Source organism: Rhodomicrobium vannielii ATCC 17100 (assembly GCF_000166055.1).
In the GTDB taxonomy this organism is placed as follows: Bacteria; Pseudomonadota; Alphaproteobacteria; order Rhizobiales; family Rhodomicrobiaceae; genus Rhodomicrobium; species Rhodomicrobium vannielii.
The window spans coordinates 2,707,890-2,729,506 of the sequence record NC_014664.1 but is presented as its reverse complement, the minus strand read 5'-3'; the positions used below and the strand labels follow the sequence as shown (position 1 = coordinate 2,729,506).

The window sequence follows — 21,617 nt, the reverse complement described above, 5'->3', positions numbered from 1 at the left end:
ATGACAGGCGAGCGACCGGCGACGAGGCGCGGCAGGCTAGCGCATGGCATGGCACCGTTTCGGCCCTCCGCCGATACGAAAATGCGTGTGCGCGATTTTGATAACGCGCGGCTCCGGCCGGTCTCCTGGCTTGCGGATATCGCCTCGACCGCCTTCCCGAACCGCACCGGCCCAGTGACTCTTGATCGAAGCATCCGCCTACAGTTGCGGGGGCAGCCGCGGCATGAGCGAAATTCGCCGACCGCGTTCCCGTTTCACCCGATTTTGCACGGGCACCGAAGCTCTCTTTAAAATAGGTCGAAGGCGCGCGCTGGCAAGCCCGACGAACGGCGCGGCTGCAATGCTCCACAGGCTTGCGCGGCGGCGCGGCGTGAGAGACAAAAACGCATGACCTATATCGGCCGCTTCGCACCGTCGCCCACGGGGCCCTTGCATTTCGGCTCGCTCGTTGCGGCGGTGGCGAGCTACTGCGATGCGCGCGCGGCGGGCGGTCGCTGGCTCGTGCGCATGGAAGATATCGACCCGCCGCGCGAGATGCCGGGAGCCGCGCGCCGCATCCTCGATCAGCTCGCCGCTTATGGTTTTGAGTGGGACGGCGAGGTGCTGTTCCAGTCGACGCGGCTCGATGCTTATGCCGAGGCGCTCGACGCGCTGCGGGCGAGCGGGCACATGTTCTGGTGCAATTGCTCACGCGCAGACCTAGCGCGCCTTGGAAGCGCGGTCTATCCCGGCACATGCCGCGCCTTCACCGCTCCGCGCGCGGATGCCGCCGTGCGGATCCGAGTGCCCCCCGGCACCGTGGAGTTCGCGGATCGCGTGTTCGGCTCACAGCGAGAGGATGTCGCCGAGACAGTGGGCGATTTCGTGGTGCGGCGCCGCGACGGGCTTTTCGCCTATCAGCTTGCCGTGGTCGTGGACGACGCCTTTCAGCGCGTGACCGATGTCGTGCGGGGTGCGGATCTCCTCGACAACACGGCGCGGCAGATCGTGCTACAACGGCTGCTCGGCCTGCCGACGCCGCGCTATATGCATCTGCCGCTCGCGCTTAACGCCGATGGCAGCAAGCTCTCCAAGCAAACGCACGCGCAGGAGTTGCCCACGCCCGCCGATAGCGGCCTCTTGTGGCAGGCGCTCGCCTTTCTCGGGCAGGACGTGCCGCCGGGCATGCCGCCAGTGCCATGCGCGGAGATCCTCGGCCATGGCGTCCGGCACTGGACCAGCGCCGCCGTGCCGCGCTCAAGCCCTATGCGGCTCGCGTAACCGCCGCCTGCGCGCGACGCGAAGCCCATCGCATTGCGGTCGCTTTCCCTTTATGATAGGCCGCATCAAGCGCCGGTGCCCGCGAAAGCGGGTGAAACGGGAACGCGGTGGGGGACGCTCGATCCCAATTCCGCGGCTGCCCCCGCAACTGTAAGCGGCGAGCCGAAATCGAAGCCACTGAACGCATGCGTTCGGGAAGGCGATGGCGGCGACGACCCGCGAGCCAGGAGACCGGCCGGCGCTGTAACGCGAACGTGCGACGGCGGGTCGGCGGAGGATGTCATTTTACAGGTTCCCCATACGGATTCAGCCGTAACGGCGACCGCGCCCGCGCCGCGCCGCAAGTGGCCGGCGGCGACGCTGGCGCTGATCGCGCTGGCGGCGGTGCTCGCCGTGCTCTCGCTCGGCGCGGGGCCGGTCGCGCTTTCGCCCGACACGGTTACGGCCGCGCTGTTCGGCGCGGGCACCGAGCCGCAACGCATCATCGTGCAGGAAATCCGCCTACCGCGCGCGGTGCTGGCGCTGGCCATCGGCGCGATCCTCGGGCTTTCCGGCGCAGCGCTGCAAGGGCTGTTGCGCAATCCGCTCGCCTCGCCCGCACTGTTCGGCGCGCCTCAGGCGGCGGCTTTCGGTGCGGTTGTGGTGATCGCGACGGGGCTGGCCGATGCGCTTTCATTTGCGCTGCCGGTGGCGGCGATCGCGGCGGCGTTCGCGTCCGTCTTCGTGCTGCTCGCGGTGGCAGGGCGCAACGCAAACCTTCTGATCCTCATCCTCGCGGGCCTCGCGCTGTCGGCGCTGGCGGGCGCGGGAACCGCGCTGGCGGTGAACCTCGCGCCGAACCCCTATGCCGCGCTCGAAATCACCTTCTGGCTGCTCGGCTCGCTTGAAGACCGGAGCTTCCAGCATGTTGCGCTGGCGCTGCCTTTCATACTCGCGGGTGCTGCAATCCTGCTCGCCAACCGGAACGCGCTTCGCACGCTTAGCCTCGGCGAAGAGGCGGCCCAAAGCCTCGGCGTGGATGTGGGGCGGCTGCGGCTCGCGGTGATCGCGGGCGTGGCGCTTGGCGTTGGCGGCGCGGTGGCGGTGTCGGGAACCATCGGCTTTATCGGCCTCGTTTCCCCGCATCTCGCGCGCCCGCTCGTCGGCCACGACCCCGCGCGGCTGCTGCTGCCAAGCGCGGCCATCGGCGCGGCGCTGCTTCTGGCAGCCGACATCGCCGTGCGCCTCATTCCGGCGACGACGGATATTAAAGTCGGCGTGCTGACGGCCATCATCGGCGTGCCGTTCTTCCTTTATCTGATCGTGCGCGACCGCCGCGCGCTGACGGGTGGCCTCTCATGAGCGCGGCTTATCTCTCCGCGCGCGGCCTCGGCGTTCGGCTTGGCGCGCGCGATCTCATCGCGGACGTGTCGTTCGATCTGCCGCGCGGCTGCCTCACAGCCGTGATCGGCCCGAACGGTGCGGGCAAGACGACGCTGCTCCGCGCGCTCGCGGGGCTGGTGCTTTCACGCGGCGAAATCCGTGTTGGCGATAGCAATGCGGCGGCGCTCTCGATCCGCGAGCGCGCGCTCCGCTTCGCCTATCTGCCCCAAGGCCACGCGGTGCATTGGCCGCTGCCGGTGCGCGATGTGGTGGCGCTCGGCCGCTATCCGCACGGCGCGACCGATCCCGGGAATCTCCCGCGCCGCGACGCCGAAGCCGTCGCTCGCGCCATCGCCGCCGCCGATCTCGGCTCGCTTGCCGACCGCCCCGTTACCGAGCTTTCCGGCGGCGAGAAGGCGCGCGTGGCGCTTGCCCGTGTGCTTGCGGTTGAAGCGCCGATCGTGCTGGCGGACGAACCCATCGCCTCGCTCGACCCGCGCTATCAGCTCGACGTGATGGCGCTGCTCCGCGATACCGCGCTCGGCGGCGCGCTCGTGCTGGTGGTGACGCACGATCTCGGCCTTGCCGCGCGGTTTGCAGATCGCGTGCTCGTGCTGAAGGACGGGCGGTTGATCGAGTCCGGACCGCCTTCCGCCGCGCTTTCGCCCGAGGTACTGGCGCACGCGTTCCACATCGGTGCATTCCGGGCGGAGCACGACGGCTCGCCGGTGCTGGTGCCTTGGGTCGCGCCGTGATCCGCCTCGTCGCCGCCTGCGCGATGCTGGTCGTATCGCTCGCGGCCGCCCGCGCTGCCGAAGGCCCGCGCCGCATCGTTTCCATCAATCTTTGCACCGACCAGCTTCTTCTCACGCTAGCGGACAGCGATCAGATCGCCGGTCTCAGCCCTTATTCGCGTGATGCCTCGCAAAGCTGGCTCGCGAAGGAAGCCCGCGCCTTCCCGAAGATGTCGGGCGGCGCGGAGGATGCGCTTGTCGCCGAGCCGGACCTCGTGCTCGCCGGGCGCTTCACTCGGCTTGCCACGCGGCAGATTTTGAAAGCGAAGGGCGTACCCGTTGCGGAGTTCGACGTCGCCCGCTCCATCGACGACGCAAAGGAGCAGATCCGGCGCATGGCGGCGCTCGTCGGCCATCCCGAACGCGCGGAGCCTCACATAGCGCGGATTGACGCGGCGCTGGTCCGCGCCCAGGCAGCCGCATCGCGAACGCATCCGCGCGTGCTCGCCGTGTCCCGGCGCGGCTGGGTGTTTGGCGGGGAGTCGCTGACGACATCGCTGCTGGGTGCGGCCGGTCTCGCGAATGCCGCTGGCGATATGGGCTTGGCCCATGGCGGTTTCGCATCGCTGGAGGCCATCGTGATGGCGCGCCCGGATTTCATCCTCGTGACAAATGTTCGTGATCGCCCGCAGGATCAGGGCGAAGCGCTGCTGGTGCATCCCGCGCTGCAAAAGCTGTATCCGCTCGCGCGCCGCATGGTCATACCGGAGCGGCTCACGACATGCGGCGGACCGATGCTCGCCGAAGCGCTGGACAGCCTCGCCGCGCAGGTTTCGGCAGTCGAGACGAGTAAAGCCACGCCTGCGTTTTCACGGTGAGATTCAACGCGCATCGGGTCAGAACGCCGCGCAAAGGGCCGCGAAAGGCCGCTTGCATTCGTCTCAAGCGGGTGCAATAAGTCGAGTTTGATGGTGCTTCGATGGTCTTGATCGTCGAAGTTAATGGGTAATCAGGCTGACATTCCATCTTTTATAAAGAAGGATGGATACTTGGCATTGCTCGCGCAGGAAAGTTTTCCGCAGCGAAGCGGCAAGTTTGCCAAGCTATTACCGGCCATTGGAACAGACCAAATCCGCTGGAGGGTGGTTCAGACGCTATGATGACCTTCAACTCTACCGGCCGGTTTCTGATTTGTCGCGGAATCGCCGACGCCTTCTGAGGAGCGTTGCTGATGTCGCTGTGGCATTTTCGGACAACGGCTCATATCGGATTATGGCGTAGCTCACGCTTCCGGCCACCCCGCGACATCATCACACTCATCAACAGGCGTTGACGGGACAGCGGCCCCCAAGGAGGCGATGCATGCGGATTGTACTTATCCATCCTAATTATCATTCGGGCGGCGCCGAAATCGCGGGCCGATGGTCCCCTGCATGGGTGGCCTATCTCGCCGGTTATCTGAAGGCGGGCGGCTATTCCGACATCCGCTTCATCGACGCGATGACGGACAACCTCACCGAGGACGAGCTCCGCGCGATCCTCGCCGAGGAAAAGCCCGACATCATCGGCTCGACGGCCATAACCCCGTCCATCTACAAAGCCGAGCGCGTGCTTCAGATCGCCAAGGAAGTTCACCCGAACGTGGTGACTGTGCTGGGCGGCATCCACGGCACGTTCATGTATTCGCAGATCCTGCACGAAGCCCCGTGGATCGACGCCATCATCCGCGGCGAAGGCGAAGCAGTCATGCTGAACCTCGTTAAGGCGATCGACAAGGGTGAATGGCCCGACAGCCGCGGCCAGGTCCACGGCATCGCCTATCAGGAAGGCTCGAAGGTTATCGCTACCCCGGCCGAGCCGCCGATCCGCGACGTCGATTCTATCGTCGCCGACTGGTCCATCCTCGACTGGACGAAATATCACTACATCCCGATGAACACGCGCGTCGCCACGCCGAACATGGCGCGCGGCTGTCCGTTCACCTGTAGCTTCTGCTCGCAGTGGAAGTTCTGGCGCGACTATCGCGTGAGAAAGCCGAAGCTCGTCGTCGATGAAATCGAGACGTTGGTGCGCGATCACAATGTCGGCTTCTTCATTCTCGCCGACGAAGAACCGACCATCAACCGCAAGGCGTTCGTGGCGTTCTGCGAAGAGCTGATCGAGCGCAAGTTGCCGGTTCTCTGGGGCATCAACACCCGCGTAACCGACATCCTTCGTGACGAAGACCTGCTGCCGATGTACCGCAAGGCGGGCCTCGTGCACATCTCGCTCGGCACGGAAGCGGCGGCGCAGCTCAACCTCGACCTGTTCAACAAGGAAACGACGGTTGGGCAGAACAAGAAGGCCATCGACCTTCTCCGCGCGAATGGCATCGTGACCGAGGCGCAGTTCATCGTCGGCCTCGACAACGAGACGCTCGAAACGCTCGAAGAAACATACAAGATGGTTCGCGAGTGGAACCCGGACATGGCCAACTGGTCGATGTTCACGCCGTGGCCGTTCTCGGACCTTTACCGCGAGCTCGGCGACTCGGTCGAAGTGTTCGACTTCGAGAAGTACAACTTCGTGACGCCGATCATGAAGCCGAAGGCCATCGACCGTGGCGAACTGCTCGACGGCGTTATGAAGAACTACCGCCGCTTCTACATGAACAAGGCGCTGTGGGGCTATCCGTGGGTGCGTGGCGACAAGGTGCGCCGCAAGTATCTGCTCGGCTGCCTGAAGGCGTTCCTGCTCTCGGCATACCAGCGCCAGTTCTACGATCTCGGCAAGCGCGGGTACTGGGGTCCGCAGACGAAGAAGAAGCTCAAGTTCGACTTCGACACGTCGCGTACGCTGGAAAAGACGCCCGAGCTTCAGATCTCGTCGAACGCGTGGAAGGCCGCGCCGAAGCGCAAGGCTGAAGCCTCCCCGGTGGCTGCGGCTGCCGCGAAAGTACGCGGCGACGACGTGAACGATCCGCAGAAGGTCATGGCTTGCGGCGGTGGCGACCAACAGCTCGACGAAGCGACGATGGCTGCTGCCATCGGCGGCAGCGTTGCGAAGCCGACGATGGACGCAGGCTGCGGTTGCTCGGGAGAGTCGAAGCACGAGCACACCGAAGCTGGCGAGTGCAAGGGTCACGGCACGGAAGGCAGCTGCGGTTGCGAGACGGCCGAAGCGAAGGCCGACACGCCCGCCAAGGTTTAGAGAAAAGAGAAGCGCCGCCGGATATGGCGGCGCTCCCAATCTTCCGAGGCCGGGTTCGCCCGGCCTTTTTTATGCCTGCGTTCCATCGGTTCGTTATCGCGACAAACCGAACTGGATTTCGATCCGCTGGTAAGCCGCTCCTGGCCCGTTCCAATCATGATAGACTTCCCGGCTTTCACCGGAAAAAACGTGCCGTGATCGTTCGATCTCGGCGACGAGCGGTGCATAGCCTTGCGTGAAAAGGGTCCGCAAAGAGCCTTGATGAACGGCTGATGCAACGATGATCGGTTCGAGATGGACGAGTTCGATCGCGCCCCGATACCCGTTCGGCCTCTCGATCGGTCGGCAGATAGCCCAGTCGAACGGCATCTTGCCGGTCTTGGGCAGGTTCTGGGCGATGAATAGCCACGGCCCCGATGGCGTCAAATCCGCAGACGCAATCGCGTTTTCTATGATCCGCCCGCACTCCTGCGCGGCTTGTTTCACCTCGGGAATGCAAAGGCGCTTGGTGAGCCGCAGCGCCCACATGTCAGGAGTTTCCTTGATTTGCATAGTCTCTCCCTCCCATTTCGCGAATGCGAGTAGCGCGTCGCGAGTTTGAAGACAAACCCGGACAGGGAACCGCATTCGATTTTTCGTCTTTATAGGAGGCGATTAAGAAAGATTTTTTCTGAGGAGCCATCAACCTCGCAATACCTGTCGGCGGCGGTAATGGGCGCGATCAGCCCGTAAGTTTGAGTTGCCGAAAGACGCCGCTTTTCGCACAATAAGCCAACAGCAGCGCGCAACGGCGCGCACCTCACCGATTTCATGCAAGTCGAACCCATCGGGAAGCATCGTGTCTTCTGATTTCTGGTCGCGCAGCTTAGCAAGGATCGCGCGCCTCATCGCGCCAAGAACGATCCGCGTTCGCCGCAAGCCGGGCGTGCCGTCGCCCTCGCCGTCCGCGCGCGTGCCTCGCCCCCGCCTAGGATCACCGTCGGGCTTTCCAACCATGGGCCGCATGGATTCGGACTGGGAAGGCGAATACGACAACGCGACGGGTTGCCGGAATACAGTCTACACCGCGCCGCAGACTGTGGTCGCGCCTCAATGGGCGAACGTGACGCTCGGCGTGCTCGGCACGCAGCGGCTCGACCGCGCCATCGCCCGGAACGCGGCGACGGCTGGCGCCAAGGTCGCGATCCTCGGCGCGCCGCTCCAACCGAAACTCCGCACCGTCGCGGCGTACCCCGATCCGGCTTCGGTCGTGAAGGGCGCGCGCTATGCGATCCTGCCGGTTTCCGCGCCGGGGCAATCCGCGCAGGCAAGCGCAAGCTTCGCGCCGGAACGTGCCTACGGCTCCGCGCTGGGCGGTATGAGCGCAGGCGCACATCTGATCGCTCCGCGCACCGACGCCGCGCTCACGCGACATGCCGCTGCGCTGGGTCTCACCGTCCACAGCTATGAAGACGGGCTTCGGCCGATCCTCGACGCCGCCTCCGAGGCCATGGACGAGCTTTTTGTCCGCGTCGAAAAGGCCGGGACGCAGCTTCAAGGCTCCAGGGTCTGCGTCATCGCGAGCGAGCGCATCCCGGATTTGCTGATCCTGCGGCTGTCGTCTGCGGGCGCGCGCGTGCATCTCGCAACGAATGAACGCGGGCTGGACGACGCCTTTCCCGGCGTTACGGTGCTCCCGCTTTCGGACTTGCCGGTGAAGTCGCCGAAGTTCGACGCGATCTTCTCCACCATCAACGGCCCGGTGGTCGACGCGCGCGAACTCGGCAGCCTGCCGGATCACGCGCTCGTGGTCGATCTTGCGGACCCACCGGGCAGCGTCGATTTCCAACTCGCCAAACAACTCGGCCGCAAGGCGATCTGGGCGCGCGGCATCATGCGCCGTGTGCCGCCGCTTGGTCAGGCCTATTGGTCCGTGATCGGCGGGCTTATCGCGTCGCTCGAACAGAACGAAAGCTGAGCCCACAGGCGATGCGCAAAATTCTCGTCATCGGCATCGGGGCCGGAAACCCGGATTACCTCACCGTGCAGGCCATCGAGGCGCTGAACCGCGCCGACGTGTTCTTCATCCCGGACAAGGGCACGGAAAAGGCCGCGCTGCGCCTGTTTCGCGAGGAGGTCTGCGCGCGCTTCATCCGCGAGCCTCGCTTTCGCGAGGTGGTCGTACCGATCCCGCGCCGCGCAGAAACGCCCGACTATCGCGCGAATGTGGACGAATGGCACGCCGCCATCGAGGCCAGCTACGAGCGGCTGTTCGCGGAGGCGCTCGGGCCGGACGAAACGGGCGCGTTTCTCGTATGGGGCGATCCGGCGGTGTATGACAGCACGCTTCGCCTGCTCGACCGGCTTCTCGCGAAGGGCGTCGCGTTCGAGCACGAGGTTATCCCCGGCATCGGCGCGATCCAGGCGCTTGCCGCGCAACACAAGATCCCGCTGAACCGCATCGCCGAGCCGGTGCTCATCACCACGGGGCGGCGGCTCGGCGAGGACTTCCCGCGCCATCCGGGCAGCGTCGTCGTCATGCTCGACGGCACGGTGAGCTTCACGCGCGTGCCGGAGCCGGAGACGGTCGAGATCTATTGGGGCGCCTATCTCGGCACGAAGGACGAAATTCTCGTCGCCGGGCGGCTTTCGGAGGTGTGCGGCGAGATCGAGCGGCTTCGCGCCGAGGCCCGCGAGAAGCACGGATGGATCATGGACACCTATCTCATGCGGCGTGTCGGTGGAGCGTCGGAGCAAGCGGAGTAGGGCCGACTGCCGCCGCGGCGCATCGTGGCGACGGCTCTGAGGCGGGCCGAAACGCGCGTCCGCGCCGCTTTTGGGCTTCGAACGCATGCTCAATCCAGAGGCGAGCCGATTCGCCGCACCACATTGCCCGCCCGCGCGCCTCGATTTTTTTCTAGGACAGGAGCAGCAATCCTTTTTCGCTCGAGGTGGGCTGCATGTTCGATTACAGGAAGTTCTTGCTGCGCCGCATCAAGCCGCGCGTCGTGGACACCGTTGCTCTGCCTTTCCCGATGAACGACTGGTCGCGGTTTGAGCGCTTCCTCATTCTCGGCTCGGAGAACGGGCGGTATGTGGCGCGGGAGCGGGCGCTAAACGCCGAGCATATTCCGGCCGTGCTTCGTTCGATCGAAGTCGGTGGCGCGCATGCTGTTTCGGTGATCGAGGAGAAAAGCCTCACCTCGCGCGCCCCTTCGAACGCGCCCGCCGTTTTCGCGCTGGCACTCGCCGCCGTACATGGCAACGCGGCCGTGAAGCGCGCCGCCGTCGCCGCCCTCCCACGGGTGTGCCGGACGACGGAGCACATCTTCCAGTTTGCCGAGGCGGCGCAGGGTTTGCGCGGGTTCGACCCGACGACGAAGCGCGCGGTGGCTTTGTGGTACGCAGAGCAGAAGACCGACGACCTCGCGCGGCAGATCGTGACCAGCCGCCAGCGGGGCGGGTGGACGCATCGAGATCTTATCCGGCTTTCGCAGCCCCTCGCGGCGGACCCGGCACGCAAAGCGCTTTACGATTGGGTCGCGACCGAAAAGACGAGCCCCGCGCTGCCGTCCGTGGTGAAAGGCTATGTCGCCTTGCAGCATGCCAAGACGGCTGACGAGGCGGCGGCGCTGATCGCTGCGCATGATCTCCCAATCGAGACGGTGCCGAAGCACTGGCGGCGCGATGAGAAGGTGCTGCGCGCGGTCGTCGAACGCATGCCCGTGAAAACCTTGCTGCGCGAGCTTGGCCGCCTTACCGCGACGGGCGTGCTAAAATCCTCCGGCGAGGGGCTGAATCTCATCATGCCGTCGCTGCGGGACATCACCCGCGTCTGGCATTCGCATCTGCATCCGTTTGCCTTCCTGCTCGCGCTCGACGACTACCGGAGGGGGAGCGACAACGCGGAGAAGCTGACATGGGAGCCGCTGCCGCAGGTCGTGGACGCGCTCGAAGCGGCCTTCCACGCGGCTTTTGCGAATGCCGAGACGACCGGCAAGCGGCTCCTGATCGCCGTCGACGGTTCCTATTCGATGGGCGCGAGCCATGTCGTCGGCACGGGCCTGAGCGCGCGCGATGCGGTCGCCGCGATGGCGCTTGTCTCGGCGTCGATCGAGCGCGAGTGCCACCTCGCCGCCTTCGCCGTGCCGAGCGGTTCGGATGAACAGCGGCTTTTGCCGGTGCGGATCAATGCCACGATGCGATTGCCCGAGGCGCTGCGCGAAATCGCGAACTACTCATCCGATTCCGTGGATTGCGCGCTGCCGATGCTCTACGCGCTGGAAAACGATCTCAAGGTCGATGCCTTCGTCGTCTACACGGACAGCGAGGTGCGCGCGAAATCGGTGCATCCCGCGCTCGCGCTGCGCGAGTATCGGGCGCGCTCAGGCATTGCCGCAAAGCTCGTTATCGCGGGCGTGGCTTCGGGCGGGTTCTCTATCGCCGACACGAACGATGGCGGTATGCTCGATGTCATCGGCTTCAACGAGAAGACGCCGCGCCTGATCGCGGACTTCATCCGGGGGTAATGGCAAGCATTCGGGCGAGGTCGTGCCTCGTCCTCTTGGCCGCGCTCCCGTCGCCCGGCTCCTACGCCCGCAGATCGGAATAATTCGCGAACTTCTTCAGGTGCGGATCGTACTTGGTCGGCTCAAGATACGGCAGCACGACCTTCATCGCCGCGTTGATGACCGGCGAGCGGTGCCGCGCGTAAAGGTCGAGCGGGTCGAGTTGCATGCGCAAATGATGCTTCGGGTCGTAGTTCAGCCCGTTGCTGACATAGCGCTGGTAGCCGTTCGCCATCGCCCAGCTCATGATGTCGCGGATCGTGTAATGGTAGAGGTGCAGATCGAGCGCCACCTCGTAATCGAGTCCGATATACTGGTCGTAGATCGCGTCGTTGTGCACCATGCACAGGTTGAAGGCGACGATCCGGTCGCCCCGCCGCCAGACGAAGAAGCGCGTGCGGTCCGGCATGCGCTGGCCGAGCGCGCAGAGATAGTCCTTCGTCAGCTTCTCGAAATGCAGCTTCGAGCGGTTATAGACGTTGAGATACAGCGGATAGATCTCGTCGACGATGGGTGTGACGTCTTCGACCACGGACATGGTCAGCCCGGCGGACTGCGCGGCCTTGAACTTGCGGCGCAGATCCTTGCGGGTGGCTCGGCTGAGCGACGCGGCCATGTAGGCGTCGAAATCTTTGTGCGCGGTGCTCAGGCTCGCCATCGGCAAGCTCGGCAGGCATATGAAGCCATCGTCTTTCAGATGACCGAGCACTTCGCGATAGGCGGACGGAAACTCCTTGAAGACAATGAGGCCCGCGCGCTCCTTCTTCGCCTCGTCGAGAGTGGCCTGCGCGAGAAGCGAGCACGTTTTCGGATCGGCGAAAGCGTCGCGGTTGTCCAGATGGCCTTCGCCGGCAATACAGCCGACCATCAGCGTGCGGAGTGTGAGGAACTTTGGAAAGCGGTGCCGGACAGTGTCCACGGCGGCCTTGATCGTGCCGCTCGCGCCCGCGAGAATATCCTGATCGAGGACGAAAAAGGGCTGGATCGCTTTTTGCCGCCCGGCTTGGTCGCGCAGCACGAAATAACGGTAGCTGTGCTCGGGATGCAGGGTTTCCTGCACGATCCGGTAATAGCGTCCGTCCTTGTACTGGCCGCTGAAAGCCGTGTCCCAGCCGCCGGACGCCTCTATTTCCGCGTAGGTCGCCACGCTGACGCTGTCGGGGCCGCGTGACGTGCGGGCCTCCGGTGCATAGTCGCGCGAAGGAACGCGGTATAGGACGCCGCTTTCAGGGGCATCGCGCCTCAATGCGGGGCGGACCCTGTTCAATTCGCCTGCGTCAAAAACCGCGGCTTCCTCGTTCACGAGATCGCTCATGCCCGGTTTCCCTCTCTGATTCCCCGTTCTGCTGGAGGGGCTTCTAGCACCGCCCGGCAGGCATGAACAAAAACTGGCGTGTAAGCACTTATCGCAAAACTAGGTTGTGTTCTTGATAGATTCGAAACCATGCCCAAAAAATGGCGGCGTTCCATGGCCTTAGCGGCGGCCCCGCAAAAAGTCATGACTGAAGTGCCGTTTTGGCGATGGTTTCCGCAGACCAGAAAGGCGATTGAAATTCAGTTCGTCGAACCGGGACGCCGCAAAAACATTCTCCTCATTAACAGCAATGCAAGCTTCGTTTACACGAAGCTGCGCGATCGTGCCTCATTTGCAACAGATGCGCGAAATAGCAGCAATGCGGGTCACGTCCGGGAAAAATGTGGAGCGAGGGCAAGCCTTGGATTGCCGTTCTAAAATCCTATTTCAGAAAAGTGCCGTCTTGGAATGGTGTCCCGCTCCAAGTCTTAACTCAGGTTGCAATCCGTCGCGCCATCACGCTTTCCGGTTGCCAAGCGTGGACATATCTGCATTGTTCGCGGCGTCGAAGTGCCGGTTGCACCAATCCAAATACGGTAGGCAATGCTCAAAGAGCCCATAGTAAAGACCGTCGATATCTGTTCGCGCCATCCCTGGCGAGTACTGGCCGCAGCGCTCGTCCTGACGATCATATCCGGCTATTATTTTGCCGCGCACTTCGCGATCAATACGGATATCAGCAAGCTGATCTCGACGGAGCTTCCCTGGCGACAGCGCGAAGTTGCGTTCGCGAAGGCGTTTCCGAAGGTGGAATCTGCCATCGTCGCGGTCGTTGACGGCCCGACGCCGGAACTCGCCGATCAGGCCGCGCAGCGTCTCGCGCACCGGCTTTTGGAAGAGAAGACCCTCATCAGCAGCGTACAGCAGCTGACCGGCGGCCCCTTCTTCCAGAAGAATGGCTTCCTTTTCCTCTCCGAGAGCGAGCTTAAGGACGCGCTTGGCCAGTTGACGCGCGCGAAGCCGCTGCTCGAACCGCTAGCCGCCGATCCGAGCCTTCGCGGCGTGATGAGCGCGATCACGCTCACAACGCAAGGCGTGCAGGGGCGGCAGGTCACGCTGAACAGCCTTGCGCCGCAGTTCAATTCGATGGCCACGGCGATCGAAAACGCCACCGCAGGTCGTCCGGCCAATTTCAGTTGGCGCGAGATGCTGAGCGGTCAGGCGTCGAAGACGAGCGACAAGCGGCAGCTTATCGAAATCGTGCCGATCCTTGACTACAATGCGCTTCAGCCGGGCCTTGAAGCCTCCGACGCGATCCGCAAGGCTGCGGCGGAACTCGGCCTGCCCGAGCAGGGCGTGACCGTGCGCCTGACCGGTCCAGTCCCAATCTCCGATGAGGAGTTCGGCACGCTCAAGGAAGACATGGGCATGCACGGGACGCTGACCATCTTGTCCGTGCTCGTTATTCTCTGGCTCGCACTGCATTCGGGGCGGATCATTTTCGCCGTCTTTACCTCGCTGATCGTGGGGCTTGCGATAACGGCCGCGCTAGGGCTGGCAGCGGTGGGCGCCTTCAATCCGATCTCCGTCGCGTTCTTCGTGCTGTTCGTCGGCATCGGTGTCGACTTCGGATTGCAATTCAGCGTCGGCTATCGCGCGGAGCGCTTCGAAAAAGACGATCTGCAAGGCGCGCTGAAGGCTAATGCGTCGAACCTCGGCAGCCGCCTCGCGTTGGCCGCCATGGCTACGGCCGCAGGCTTCCTCGCCTTCACGCCCACGGCCTACAAGGGGCTTTCGGAACTCGGCCTGATAGCGGGCATGGGCATGTTCGTCGCCCTTCTGACGAGCATCACCGTGCTCCCCGCGATGCTGCGATTGCTGAACCCGCCCGCCGAGGCGCATCCGCTCGGTTACGCATTCCTTAAGCCGGTCGATGAGTTCATGGATCGCAACCGCTGGCCGATCCTCGTTGGCACCTTGTGCGTGGTGCTCGCCGGTTTGCCGCTTCTCAATTGGCTGCGGTTCGATTTCAACCCGATGAACCTTCGCAGCCCGAACGTGGAATCGGTCGCGACCTATCTCGATCTCAAGAAGGATCCTGAGACGGCGGGCCGCACCATCGAGGTGCTTACCGCGTCGCAGACCGAGGCGGACGCGCTTTCGAAGAAGATCGCGGCGCTGCCTGAGGTGGCCCGCACCACGTCGCTCAGCTCCTTCATCCCCGACAATCAGGACCAGAAGCGCGCGTTGATCGCACAGACGGGCACGACGCTTGAAAGCGTGCTCAAGCCGCAGGCGATCCAGCCTGCTCCAGCCGATGCCCAACTCGCGGAGAAGCTTGAAGGTACCTCGAACCTCCTGAGCGTAATCATCTCGCGGGTTCGCGGCCAGAAGGAAGGCGTCGAGGCGGCCAAGCGGCTGTCTGATGCTCTCGCCGCGCTCTCCAAGGCATCGCCCGAGGCGCGGGCGCGCGCGGCCACCGCGCTGGTGGACCCGCTCAACATCACGCTGAACACGCTCAGGACGAGCTTCGACCCCGGAACGGTGACGCTCGCCTCGCTGCCGCCGCACCTCGTTTCCGACTGGAAAACGGCGGACGGTCGCGTGCGCATCTCCGTTTTGCCGAGCGGCGACTCCGAGAATAACGACGTCCTCCGCCGCTTCGTGGATGAAGTGACTGCGGTTGCACCGAACGCGACGGGCGAAGCCATCGGCATTCAGGAAGCGGGCGACACCATCGTCAATGCGTTCCTCGAAGCGGGGTTCTGGGCGCTGACGTCGATCTCGATCCTGCTTTTCATCTTCCTGCGGCGCGTGCGCGACGTGGCGCTAACGCTGTTCCCGCTCCTGCTGGCGTGCGCCGTCACGCTGGAACTGTGCGTGATCCTGGACCTGCCGCTGAACTTCGCGAACATCATCGCGCTGCCGCTGCTGCTCGGCGTCGGCGTCGCGTTCAAGATTTATTACATCATAGCGTGGCGCGACGGGAAAAGCGGCCTCCTCGCCTCGCCGCTCACGCGCGCTGTTTTCTTCAGCGGCATGACGACGGCGGTGGCGTTTGGAAGCCTCTACCTTTCGAAGCACCCCGGCACGTCAAGCATGGGTGAGTTGTTGGCCCTGTCGCTCATGTCAACGATGGCGGCAGCGGTACTGTTTCAACCGCTGCTGATGGGGCCGCCACGAAAGGTTGAAGAGGAAGAAACGGAAGGGAAGAAGACGGAGACGAAGCGTCCCGCCGCCTATCTCGGAAGTTCTGAGCACACGGCCTGATCGGTCAGAGCGCCTTTCTGCGGCGGGGTGTTGACGCGAGTCCAGTCCTGCCCGCCGCAGATCCACCCGCCGAGCACACAGCCTTCGATGCGCAGTACGTCCGGGCTCGAAAGGCTGATGTGCGAGATGTAGTTGTCACCTTCCTCGGCGTTGTACACTTCGCCGTCAAAGCGGCCGGGCTTATCCGCCGAGGGCTTCATCCCGAGAAGGATGGGCATGCCGAGCACGGATCGCGTCTGCTTTGCCGGATCGGGGTTCTTGCTGTCGACGCCGGGCTCGCCCTTCGTCCACGAGATGATACCCCAGACGCCGTCCGCGCAGGAAACGACACGCACTTGAGCGGTGCCGTCTTCGACCAGCCATTCACCCAGAACGGACGGAACCGCGGGCGCGGCTGGCGCCGCCGGGGCAGGTTTAGGGGCAGCGGACTTCGGCTGAGCAAAAGCGGGACCGGCGATGAGCAGGCCCGCGACCGCTGCGAGATGAAATACCTTCATGAATTTTGACTCCAATCTGTTGCCTGCGAGCCTCATGTGCCCCCAATGTGGAATTTCTGCGGTTAAGAACAAATTTTGCGTCCAGCCCGCATCGCATGCTATCCCCAGAACAATTCAAAGATAGGGCCGGGCGCGCATCACGCGACCGCCGCCGAGGAGCCGTTCAGCATGAGCATCGACATCAAATCGCTTTTCGCGGAGAACGAGGCGGGGCGTTATGCGCTCCATACGCGGCATCTGAACGAGCAGATGGTGCGCGTCCTCAAGACAATCGGCTACGATGTCGGCTTCGTGCGCGGACAGGGCGCTTACCTTTGGGACCGCGCGGGCGACAAATATCTCGACCTCCTGTCAGGCTGGGGCGTCTTCGCGCTCGGTCGCAACAATCCGAAGGTGAACGACGCGCTGCGGCAGGTGCTCGACAGCGAATTACCGAACCTCGTGCAGATGGACGTGTCGCCGCTCGCGGGCGTCGTCGCCGAGCGGCTGCTCGCGCGGGCGCCGTGGCTGGACAAGGCGTTCTTCGCCAATTCGGGCACGGAAAGCGTTGAGGCCGCCATCAAGTTCGTACGCGCCGCGACCGGCCGTGCGGGGCTCGCACATTGCGGCCATGCATTCCACGGCCTGTCCTATGGCTCGCTCTCGCTCAACGGCGACCAGATCTTCCGCAAGGGCTTCGAGGGCTTCCTCACCGATACGGTGGAGGTGCCGTTCAACGATCTCACGGCGCTGGAAGATGCGCTGAAGACGAAGAAGATCGCGGGCTTCTTCGTCGAGCCGATCCAGGGCAAGGGCGTGCATGTGCCCGACGACGGCTACCTGAAGGGCGTTCAGGAGCTTTGCAAGAAATATGGTACGCTGTTCGTCGCGGACGAAATTCAGACCGGCGTCGGCCGCACGGGCAAGTTCTTTGCCATCGATCACTGGCCAGGCGTCGAGCCGGATCTCGTGCTCGTCGCGAAGGCGCTGTCGGGCGGCCATGTGCCGGTTGGCGCGGTGCTGACGCGCAAATGGATCTTCGACAAGCTGTTCAACCGCATGGACCGCGCGGTGGTTCACGGCTCCACCTTCGCCAAAAACGACATGGCGATGGCGGCGGCGCTGGCGACGCTTTCGATCCTCGAAGAAGACGGCGTGATCGAGAACGCCGCCGCCAAGGGCGAGCGGCTCGCGGCCTCTTTCCGGTCGATGATCGGCCGCCACGAGTTGATGAAGGATGTTCGCGGCAAGGGGCTCATGATCGGCATCGAGTTCGGCGAGCCGAAATCCTTCGCGCTGCGCATGTCGTGGCACGCGCTGGAGACGGCCAACAAAGGCCTCTTCAGCCAGATGATTACCATCCCGCTGTTCAAGGAGCACAAGGTCCTATGCCAGGTCGCGGGGCACGGCATGAACATCGTGAAGCTGCTGCCCGCGCTCACGCTGACCGAAGACGATTGCAAGTGGATCGAGGACTCGTTCGAGGAGACGATTGCCGCCGCCCACAAGGTGCCTGGCGCGGCGTGGTCGCTCGGCAAGACGCTCGCCGGGCATGCACTTAAATCGCGAGCGGAAGCATAAGCACACGCTGAGGTTAACGCTGTTTAAGGTTTTGGCAACGAAACGGTGAAGCCTTTCCGCTACAATTCGACCCGATATCGGACTTATCGTCTGAAATAAATGGTAGTCGGGGAGCGCCGCGCTGACACAGCCACGGCGCTCGGTCTTTGGAGATCGGCCGTTCGCCTTCGCAGGAGGCGGGGCGATCAGGCCGGGAGACTTTGGATGAAAGTGCAAAATTTTTTGCTCAACGCGTCGCTGGTTACGAGTGTCGCGCTGGCGGTAACGGTTGCTTCGGGCGGCGCGGACGCCCTTGCGGGGCTGGCGGCTTCATCGTCCGATACGTCGAAATCGACGTCCACCTATAATCCTCGTCGCGGCACGCCGAAACACGCGGTCACGGCTCAGGCGCAACCGCCGCAGCAATTGCCCGCGTTGACGGTCAGGGCTGTTGGCGTTGCTCCGAGCGCCGAATTGGCGTCGTCTCCCGAGGCCGCCGACGCGAAATCCGCGAGCCCGGCACCGCGCGCCTCGAACGCTGGTCTGCCTCCCCTACCCGTGAAGGCCGTCACGCCTCCGCCCCCGCTGCGTCTTGCCGCCGGAGCAACTCCCGCCGCGACGCCGCTTCCCATCCCCGGCACCGGGCCTATCCCTCCGCAGGTCTTGAAGGCGACGCCCGCGAAGCTGCTGTTCGGCGCGGCGCGCGAACCCGCCAAGATGGAAACGCGATCCGTCGGCTTCTATGCGAAGGGATGCCTTGCGGGTGCGGCGCAGCTTCCCGAAAATGGCCCCGTCTGGCAGGGAATGCGGGTGTCCCGCAACCGCCACTGGGGGAACCCCGTTCTCGTGACCTTCATCGAAAAGTTCGCCAAGGACGCCAAGGCGAAGGACGGATGGCCGGGCCTTCTGATCGGCGACATGTCGATGCCGCGCGGCGGTCCCATGCCCTTCGGTCACGCGAGCCATCAGGTCGGTCTCGACGTCGACATCTGGTACAAGCCGATGCCCGGTCGCACGCTTGCGGTCGATGAGCGCGAGCAGATGAAAATGGACAGCGTTCTGCTCGATCCCGTGCACGTCAACGAGCAGAGCTGGACGCCGGACCACGTTAAGCTTTTGCGCCGCGCGGTGTCCTATCCGGAAGTCACGCGCGTTTTCGTCAATCCCGCGATCAAAAAGTGGATGTGCGATAATGTGACGGACGATCGCGGCTTCCTGCACAAGATCCAGCCCATCATGGGCCATGATGCGCATTTCCATGTCCGGCTCGCCTGTCCCGCTGGCGATGAGGGCTGCCGTAATCAGCCGCCTCTGCCCGCTGGCGACGGGTGCGGCGGAGGGCTGGACAAGTGGATCGCGAAGCTTTCGAAGCCGGTGGTCCCCGTCGCGCCGAAGCCTGCCGTGGCGTCAGCGCCCGCGAAGCCAAAGGCCGGCATAACCATGGCGCAGTTGCCTCCGGCCTGCGTGGCCGTGCTGAACGCGCCGTCGATCACGCTCGCCGCGCATTAGTGGAGCGAATTTGACATTTGTGCCCCGGTTGCAGCCAGCTCTCGCATTTAAAAAGCTCCACTAAATCATCAAGTTGCTACTGGTCCGTCCTTGGATTCCGACATGTGCTCACGTGCCGCGAACGGAGGCAAATGTCGAAACTGGACCACCAGAGCCGCCGGATAAGACGCTGAATGATATGGCGATCCCGGGAGGGCTCGAACCTCCAACCCCCTGCTTAGAAGTCAGGTGACATAGCGAGAAGCGGCAAGACACGTCAGGAAGTCTTCTTGTTGAAAATTGGCAAAGATTTAGCAACTTACCGTTAATGTCTGGTAGTGTCGTGGACACGGGGTAACACCCCTAGCCATACAGGTTTTGTTACCCTGGCGTTACCCCGAACCGATAGGGGTGAGCAGGACAACGCCTGAAAGGGGAGACTTCCATGACGAAGGCGCTGACGGTTCGCGCACTCGAAAACATGCGTCCTGGCGCTTCGCGGCGCGAGATCCCGGACGGCATTATTCAGGGGCTTTATTTCGTGCACCAGCCGAGCGGCGCGAAAAGCTGGGCTGTTAGATACCGGGTCGGCGGCCAGACGCGAAAGCTTACGCTTGGAACCTACCCCGCCATCGGGCTCAAGCCAGCTCGCGACCTTGCCAGCACCGCGCTCGCCGCCGTCGCGAGGGGCGAAGATCCCGCGAAAGCCAAGAAGGCGGCGAAAGAAAAGGAAAAGGCCGCGCCCGCTCGCGATTTTGTCGAAGCCGTCGCCGCATCCTTCATCGAGCGTCATTCAAAGCAGAAAAACAAGGAAACGCACATCCGCGAAACCGAACGCATCCTGCAACGGGAGATCGTTCCTGTCTGGAAGGGACGCAAATTGGGCGATATCACGCGTGCGGACGTTCACGAAGTCCTCGATGCCATTGTCAACCGTGGTTGTCCAACCATGGCGAACCGCACGCTCTCCACAGTGCGCAAGATGTGCGCCTGGGCCGTTGATCGCAGCTTCATCGCTGTCTCGCCCTGCCACGGCATTAAAGCACCCGCAAGCGAGAAAAGCCGCGATCGCCTGCTTTCTGAAGACGAGATGCGAGCCGCGTGGTTGGCCTTCGAAGCCACGGGATGGCCGTTCGGCCCGCTCGCGAAACTGCTTCTCGCGACGGCGCAGCGCCGCGACGAGGTGGCGGACATGCGATGGTCTGAAATCGACTTCAAGACGCGCATCTGGACAATTCCAGCTGCGCGCTCGAAGAACGGTCAGGCGCATGAAGTGCCCTTGAGCGAGGCGGCGCTTGCAATTCTGGACGGATTGCCTCACGTCGCGGGTGTTTCCGATTACGTTTTCACCACCACGGGCAAGACGCCGGTCAGCGGCTTTTCGAGAGCAAAGAAAGCATTCGACGAGCAGATCACGCGGCAACTCGGCGAGGGCATCCCCGGCTGGACCCTCCACGATCTTCGACGAACTGCCGCAAGCGGCATGACCGCACTGAAGAGCCCGCCGCACGTCGTCGACGCGGTGTTGAACCACAAGAGCGGCACGATCAAAGGCGTATCGGCCGTTTATATGCGCTACGGCTACGCTGCAGAGAAGCGAACTGCTCTTGATGCTTGGGGGCACTTTCTTACAACGATAATCAGCAGCAACACGCCTTGCTCGAATATGGCTCAACTGGGGACTGACCATGACGAAGAGGAAACCGAAGAAATTCGTCCTTCCCGATGAAAACGCCATAACAGCCGCCATCTCGGAAGCCTATGAGCGAATTCCCAACAAAACGGAGCCTCGTCAGCATTTTGAGCCCGATTGGTACTACCGAATGGCGATGGAGTTATTCGACATAAGGTTAACGACATTCACCCCAAATGAACAAATCAGAAAGAAAACAACAACTTCTAAGAGGCAGCTACAAATAGAATTAATTAATGTCGCAAAAATATCTTCCAAATTGTCATCACTGCTAAGACGCATGTCCGATCGGTGTCGAACGCTAATAGAAAATCAAGATAGTTTTATGGCGAAGTTAAATGGTAAAAAGAAAGAGTTTTATATGGGAATTATTCAAATGGAGCTAAATGATCTACACTATGCTGCCATTCGCGCTATTAAAGATGAAACGGAGATAGAAGTTCAGTCTGAGGCTGGAATAAGTAATGCAGTATCAGACAGGGCCGCCAGGGATTATTGGTTGGCGACGGGGCGCATGCCCTCTCGAGCTTTCGAGAGGGATGAAGTGGACAGCAATAAATCGAAGATGCGCAGCGATTTTTGTGATTTTCTAGAGGCTATATTCAAGGCGATTAGCATATCTCGCAGCGTGGACAATGCGGCCAAAAAGGCTGTGGCGCGATTCAAGCAGGCGAACGCCATTCCGCCATTTTATGGAGAAACGGGAGCCAAAACCTAACCCAAATTTCCATATTCATGGATTGC

Annotated in this window: 17 protein-coding genes and 2 riboswitches; of the genes, 14 read left to right on the top strand and 3 right to left on the bottom strand. The window is 63.0% G+C overall.

The window, feature by feature from the left end; translation table 11 throughout:
- Window positions 1–98: 98 nt before the first annotated feature.
- Window positions 99–295: riboswitch (cobalamin riboswitch) on the bottom strand.
- A gap of 92 nt (window positions 296–387) precedes the next feature.
- From gluQRS to bchE, 5 genes are all read left to right on the top strand, one after another.
- The gene (gene gluQRS, locus RVAN_RS12605) at window positions 388–1,260 is read left to right on the top strand and encodes a tRNA glutamyl-Q(34) synthetase GluQRS (RefSeq protein ID WP_013420095.1); all 873 of its coding nucleotides are present in this window, start codon (window positions 388–390) and stop codon (window positions 1,258–1,260) included.
- 56 nt (window positions 1,261–1,316) lie between these two features.
- A riboswitch (cobalamin riboswitch) is annotated at window positions 1,317–1,514 on the top strand.
- Window positions 1,515–1,644: 130 nt separating this feature from the next.
- A complete protein-coding gene (locus RVAN_RS12600) occupies window positions 1,645–2,601 on the top strand; it encodes a FecCD family ABC transporter permease (RefSeq protein ID WP_013420094.1) in 957 nt (318 codons plus the stop codon).
- Window positions 2,598–3,377, top strand: coding sequence for an ABC transporter ATP-binding protein (locus RVAN_RS12595; RefSeq protein WP_013420093.1), 780 nt, complete (start codon window positions 2,598–2,600; stop codon window positions 3,375–3,377). Before RVAN_RS12600 ends, RVAN_RS12595 begins: the two co-directional genes overlap by 4 nt.
- Entirely contained in the window at window positions 3,374–4,234 is an 861-nt protein-coding gene (locus tag RVAN_RS12590; protein WP_013420092.1) for an ABC transporter substrate-binding protein, read from the top strand. Before RVAN_RS12595 ends, RVAN_RS12590 begins: the two co-directional genes overlap by 4 nt.
- A 484-nt stretch (window positions 4,235–4,718) precedes the next feature.
- Entirely contained in the window at window positions 4,719–6,545 is a 1,827-nt protein-coding gene (bchE, locus tag RVAN_RS12585) for a magnesium-protoporphyrin IX monomethyl ester anaerobic oxidative cyclase (RefSeq protein WP_013420091.1), read from the top strand.
- Between the two features lie 93 nt (window positions 6,546–6,638).
- On the opposite strand, the gene RVAN_RS12580 is transcribed toward bchE, so the two are convergent.
- On the bottom strand, window positions 6,639–7,097 hold the full coding sequence (locus RVAN_RS12580) for a hypothetical protein (RefSeq protein WP_013420090.1): 459 nt from the start codon (window positions 7,095–7,097) through the stop codon (window positions 6,639–6,641).
- Between the two features lie 286 nt (window positions 7,098–7,383).
- On the opposite strand from RVAN_RS12580, the gene RVAN_RS12570 reads away from it, so the two are divergent.
- The 3 genes from RVAN_RS12570 (at window position 7,384) to RVAN_RS12560 (ending at window position 11,053) form a co-directional block, all read left to right on the top strand.
- Window positions 7,384–8,502: a hypothetical protein gene (locus tag RVAN_RS12570; RefSeq protein WP_155942451.1), complete on the top strand. Its 1,119-nt coding sequence runs from the start codon at window positions 7,384–7,386 to the stop codon at window positions 8,500–8,502.
- 11 nt (window positions 8,503–8,513) lie between these two features.
- The gene (gene cobF, locus RVAN_RS12565) at window positions 8,514–9,290 is read left to right on the top strand and encodes a precorrin-6A synthase (deacetylating) (RefSeq protein WP_013420088.1); all 777 of its coding nucleotides are present in this window, start codon (window positions 8,514–8,516) and stop codon (window positions 9,288–9,290) included.
- Window positions 9,291–9,484: 194 nt separating this feature from the next.
- On the top strand, window positions 9,485–11,053 hold the full coding sequence (locus RVAN_RS12560) for a TROVE domain-containing protein (RefSeq protein ID WP_013420087.1): 1,569 nt from the start codon (window positions 9,485–9,487) through the stop codon (window positions 11,051–11,053).
- Between the two features lie 61 nt (window positions 11,054–11,114).
- Here RVAN_RS12560 and RVAN_RS12555 read toward each other — a convergent pair whose 3' ends face one another.
- Entirely contained in the window at window positions 11,115–12,407 is a 1,293-nt protein-coding gene (locus tag RVAN_RS12555; protein ID WP_013420086.1) for a GNAT family N-acetyltransferase, read from the bottom strand.
- Between the two features lie 153 nt (window positions 12,408–12,560).
- Between RVAN_RS12555 and RVAN_RS20270 the strand changes: the two genes are divergently transcribed.
- Together RVAN_RS20270 and RVAN_RS12550 are read left to right on the top strand one after the other, a co-directional pair.
- Window positions 12,561–12,824: a hypothetical protein gene (locus tag RVAN_RS20270; RefSeq protein WP_013420085.1), complete on the top strand. Its 264-nt coding sequence runs from the start codon at window positions 12,561–12,563 to the stop codon at window positions 12,822–12,824.
- 165 nt (window positions 12,825–12,989) lie between these two features.
- Entirely contained in the window at window positions 12,990–15,656 is a 2,667-nt protein-coding gene (locus tag RVAN_RS12550) for an MMPL family transporter (RefSeq protein ID WP_013420084.1), read from the top strand.
- Here the strand turns inward: RVAN_RS12550 and RVAN_RS12545 are convergent.
- Entirely contained in the window at window positions 15,626–16,153 is a 528-nt protein-coding gene (locus RVAN_RS12545; RefSeq protein WP_013420083.1) for a DUF2147 domain-containing protein, read from the bottom strand. The two genes, RVAN_RS12550 and RVAN_RS12545, sit on opposite strands and share 31 nt — an antisense overlap.
- A gap of 168 nt (window positions 16,154–16,321) precedes the next feature.
- Here RVAN_RS12545 and RVAN_RS12540 point away from each other — a divergent pair, with 168 nt between their 5' ends.
- The 4 genes from RVAN_RS12540 to RVAN_RS20265 all read left to right on the top strand — a co-directional run bounded on the left by RVAN_RS12540 (window position 16,322) and on the right by RVAN_RS20265 (window position 21,591).
- Window positions 16,322–17,713, top strand: a complete 1,392-nt coding sequence (locus RVAN_RS12540) for an aspartate aminotransferase family protein (protein ID WP_013420082.1) — start codon at window positions 16,322–16,324, stop codon at window positions 17,711–17,713.
- Window positions 17,714–17,917: 204 nt separating this feature from the next.
- A complete protein-coding gene (gene mepA, locus RVAN_RS12535; RefSeq protein WP_013420081.1) occupies window positions 17,918–19,201 on the top strand; it encodes a penicillin-insensitive murein endopeptidase in 1,284 nt (427 codons plus the stop codon).
- Between the two features lie 424 nt (window positions 19,202–19,625).
- Window positions 19,626–20,909 carry a tyrosine-type recombinase/integrase gene (locus tag RVAN_RS12530; protein WP_013420080.1) on the top strand — a complete coding sequence of 428 codons (1,284 nt, stop codon included), beginning with the start codon at window positions 19,626–19,628 and terminating at the stop codon, window positions 20,907–20,909.
- On the top strand, window positions 20,869–21,591 hold the full coding sequence (locus RVAN_RS20265) for a hypothetical protein (RefSeq protein WP_013420079.1): 723 nt from the start codon (window positions 20,869–20,871) through the stop codon (window positions 21,589–21,591). The genes RVAN_RS12530 and RVAN_RS20265 overlap by 41 nt, the downstream gene beginning before the upstream one ends.
- Window positions 21,592–21,617: the final 26 nt, after the last annotated feature.

Excerpts from the sequence above, each read along its gene's own strand:
- mepA (WP_013420081.1), top strand. The coding sequence starts at position 17,918 with ATGAAAGTGCAAAATTTTTTGCTCAACGCGTCGCTGGTTACGAGTGTC.
- RVAN_RS12550 (WP_013420084.1), top strand. The coding sequence starts at position 12,990 with ATGCTCAAAGAGCCCATAGTAAAGACCGTCGATATCTGTTCGCGCCAT.
- RVAN_RS12595 (WP_013420093.1), top strand. The coding sequence starts at position 2,598 with ATGAGCGCGGCTTATCTCTCCGCGCGCGGCCTCGGCGTTCGGCTTGGC.
- RVAN_RS20270 (WP_013420085.1), top strand. The coding sequence starts at position 12,561 with ATGGCCTTAGCGGCGGCCCCGCAAAAAGTCATGACTGAAGTGCCGTTT.
- RVAN_RS12555 (WP_013420086.1), bottom strand. The coding sequence starts at position 12,407 with ATGAGCGATCTCGTGAACGAGGAAGCCGCGGTTTTTGACGCAGGCGAA.
- bchE (WP_013420091.1), top strand. The coding sequence starts at position 4,719 with ATGCGGATTGTACTTATCCATCCTAATTATCATTCGGGCGGCGCCGAA.
- RVAN_RS12530 (WP_013420080.1), top strand. The coding sequence starts at position 19,626 with ATGACGAAGGCGCTGACGGTTCGCGCACTCGAAAACATGCGTCCTGGC.
- RVAN_RS12580 (WP_013420090.1), bottom strand. The coding sequence starts at position 7,097 with ATGCAAATCAAGGAAACTCCTGACATGTGGGCGCTGCGGCTCACCAAG.
- RVAN_RS12540 (WP_013420082.1), top strand. The coding sequence starts at position 16,322 with ATGAGCATCGACATCAAATCGCTTTTCGCGGAGAACGAGGCGGGGCGT.
- RVAN_RS20265 (WP_013420079.1), top strand. The coding sequence starts at position 20,869 with ATGACGAAGAGGAAACCGAAGAAATTCGTCCTTCCCGATGAAAACGCC.
- RVAN_RS12545 (WP_013420083.1), bottom strand. The coding sequence starts at position 16,153 with ATGAAGGTATTTCATCTCGCAGCGGTCGCGGGCCTGCTCATCGCCGGT.
- cobF (WP_013420088.1), top strand. The coding sequence starts at position 8,514 with ATGCGCAAAATTCTCGTCATCGGCATCGGGGCCGGAAACCCGGATTAC.
- RVAN_RS12560 (WP_013420087.1), top strand. The coding sequence starts at position 9,485 with ATGTTCGATTACAGGAAGTTCTTGCTGCGCCGCATCAAGCCGCGCGTC.
- gluQRS (WP_013420095.1), top strand. The coding sequence starts at position 388 with ATGACCTATATCGGCCGCTTCGCACCGTCGCCCACGGGGCCCTTGCAT.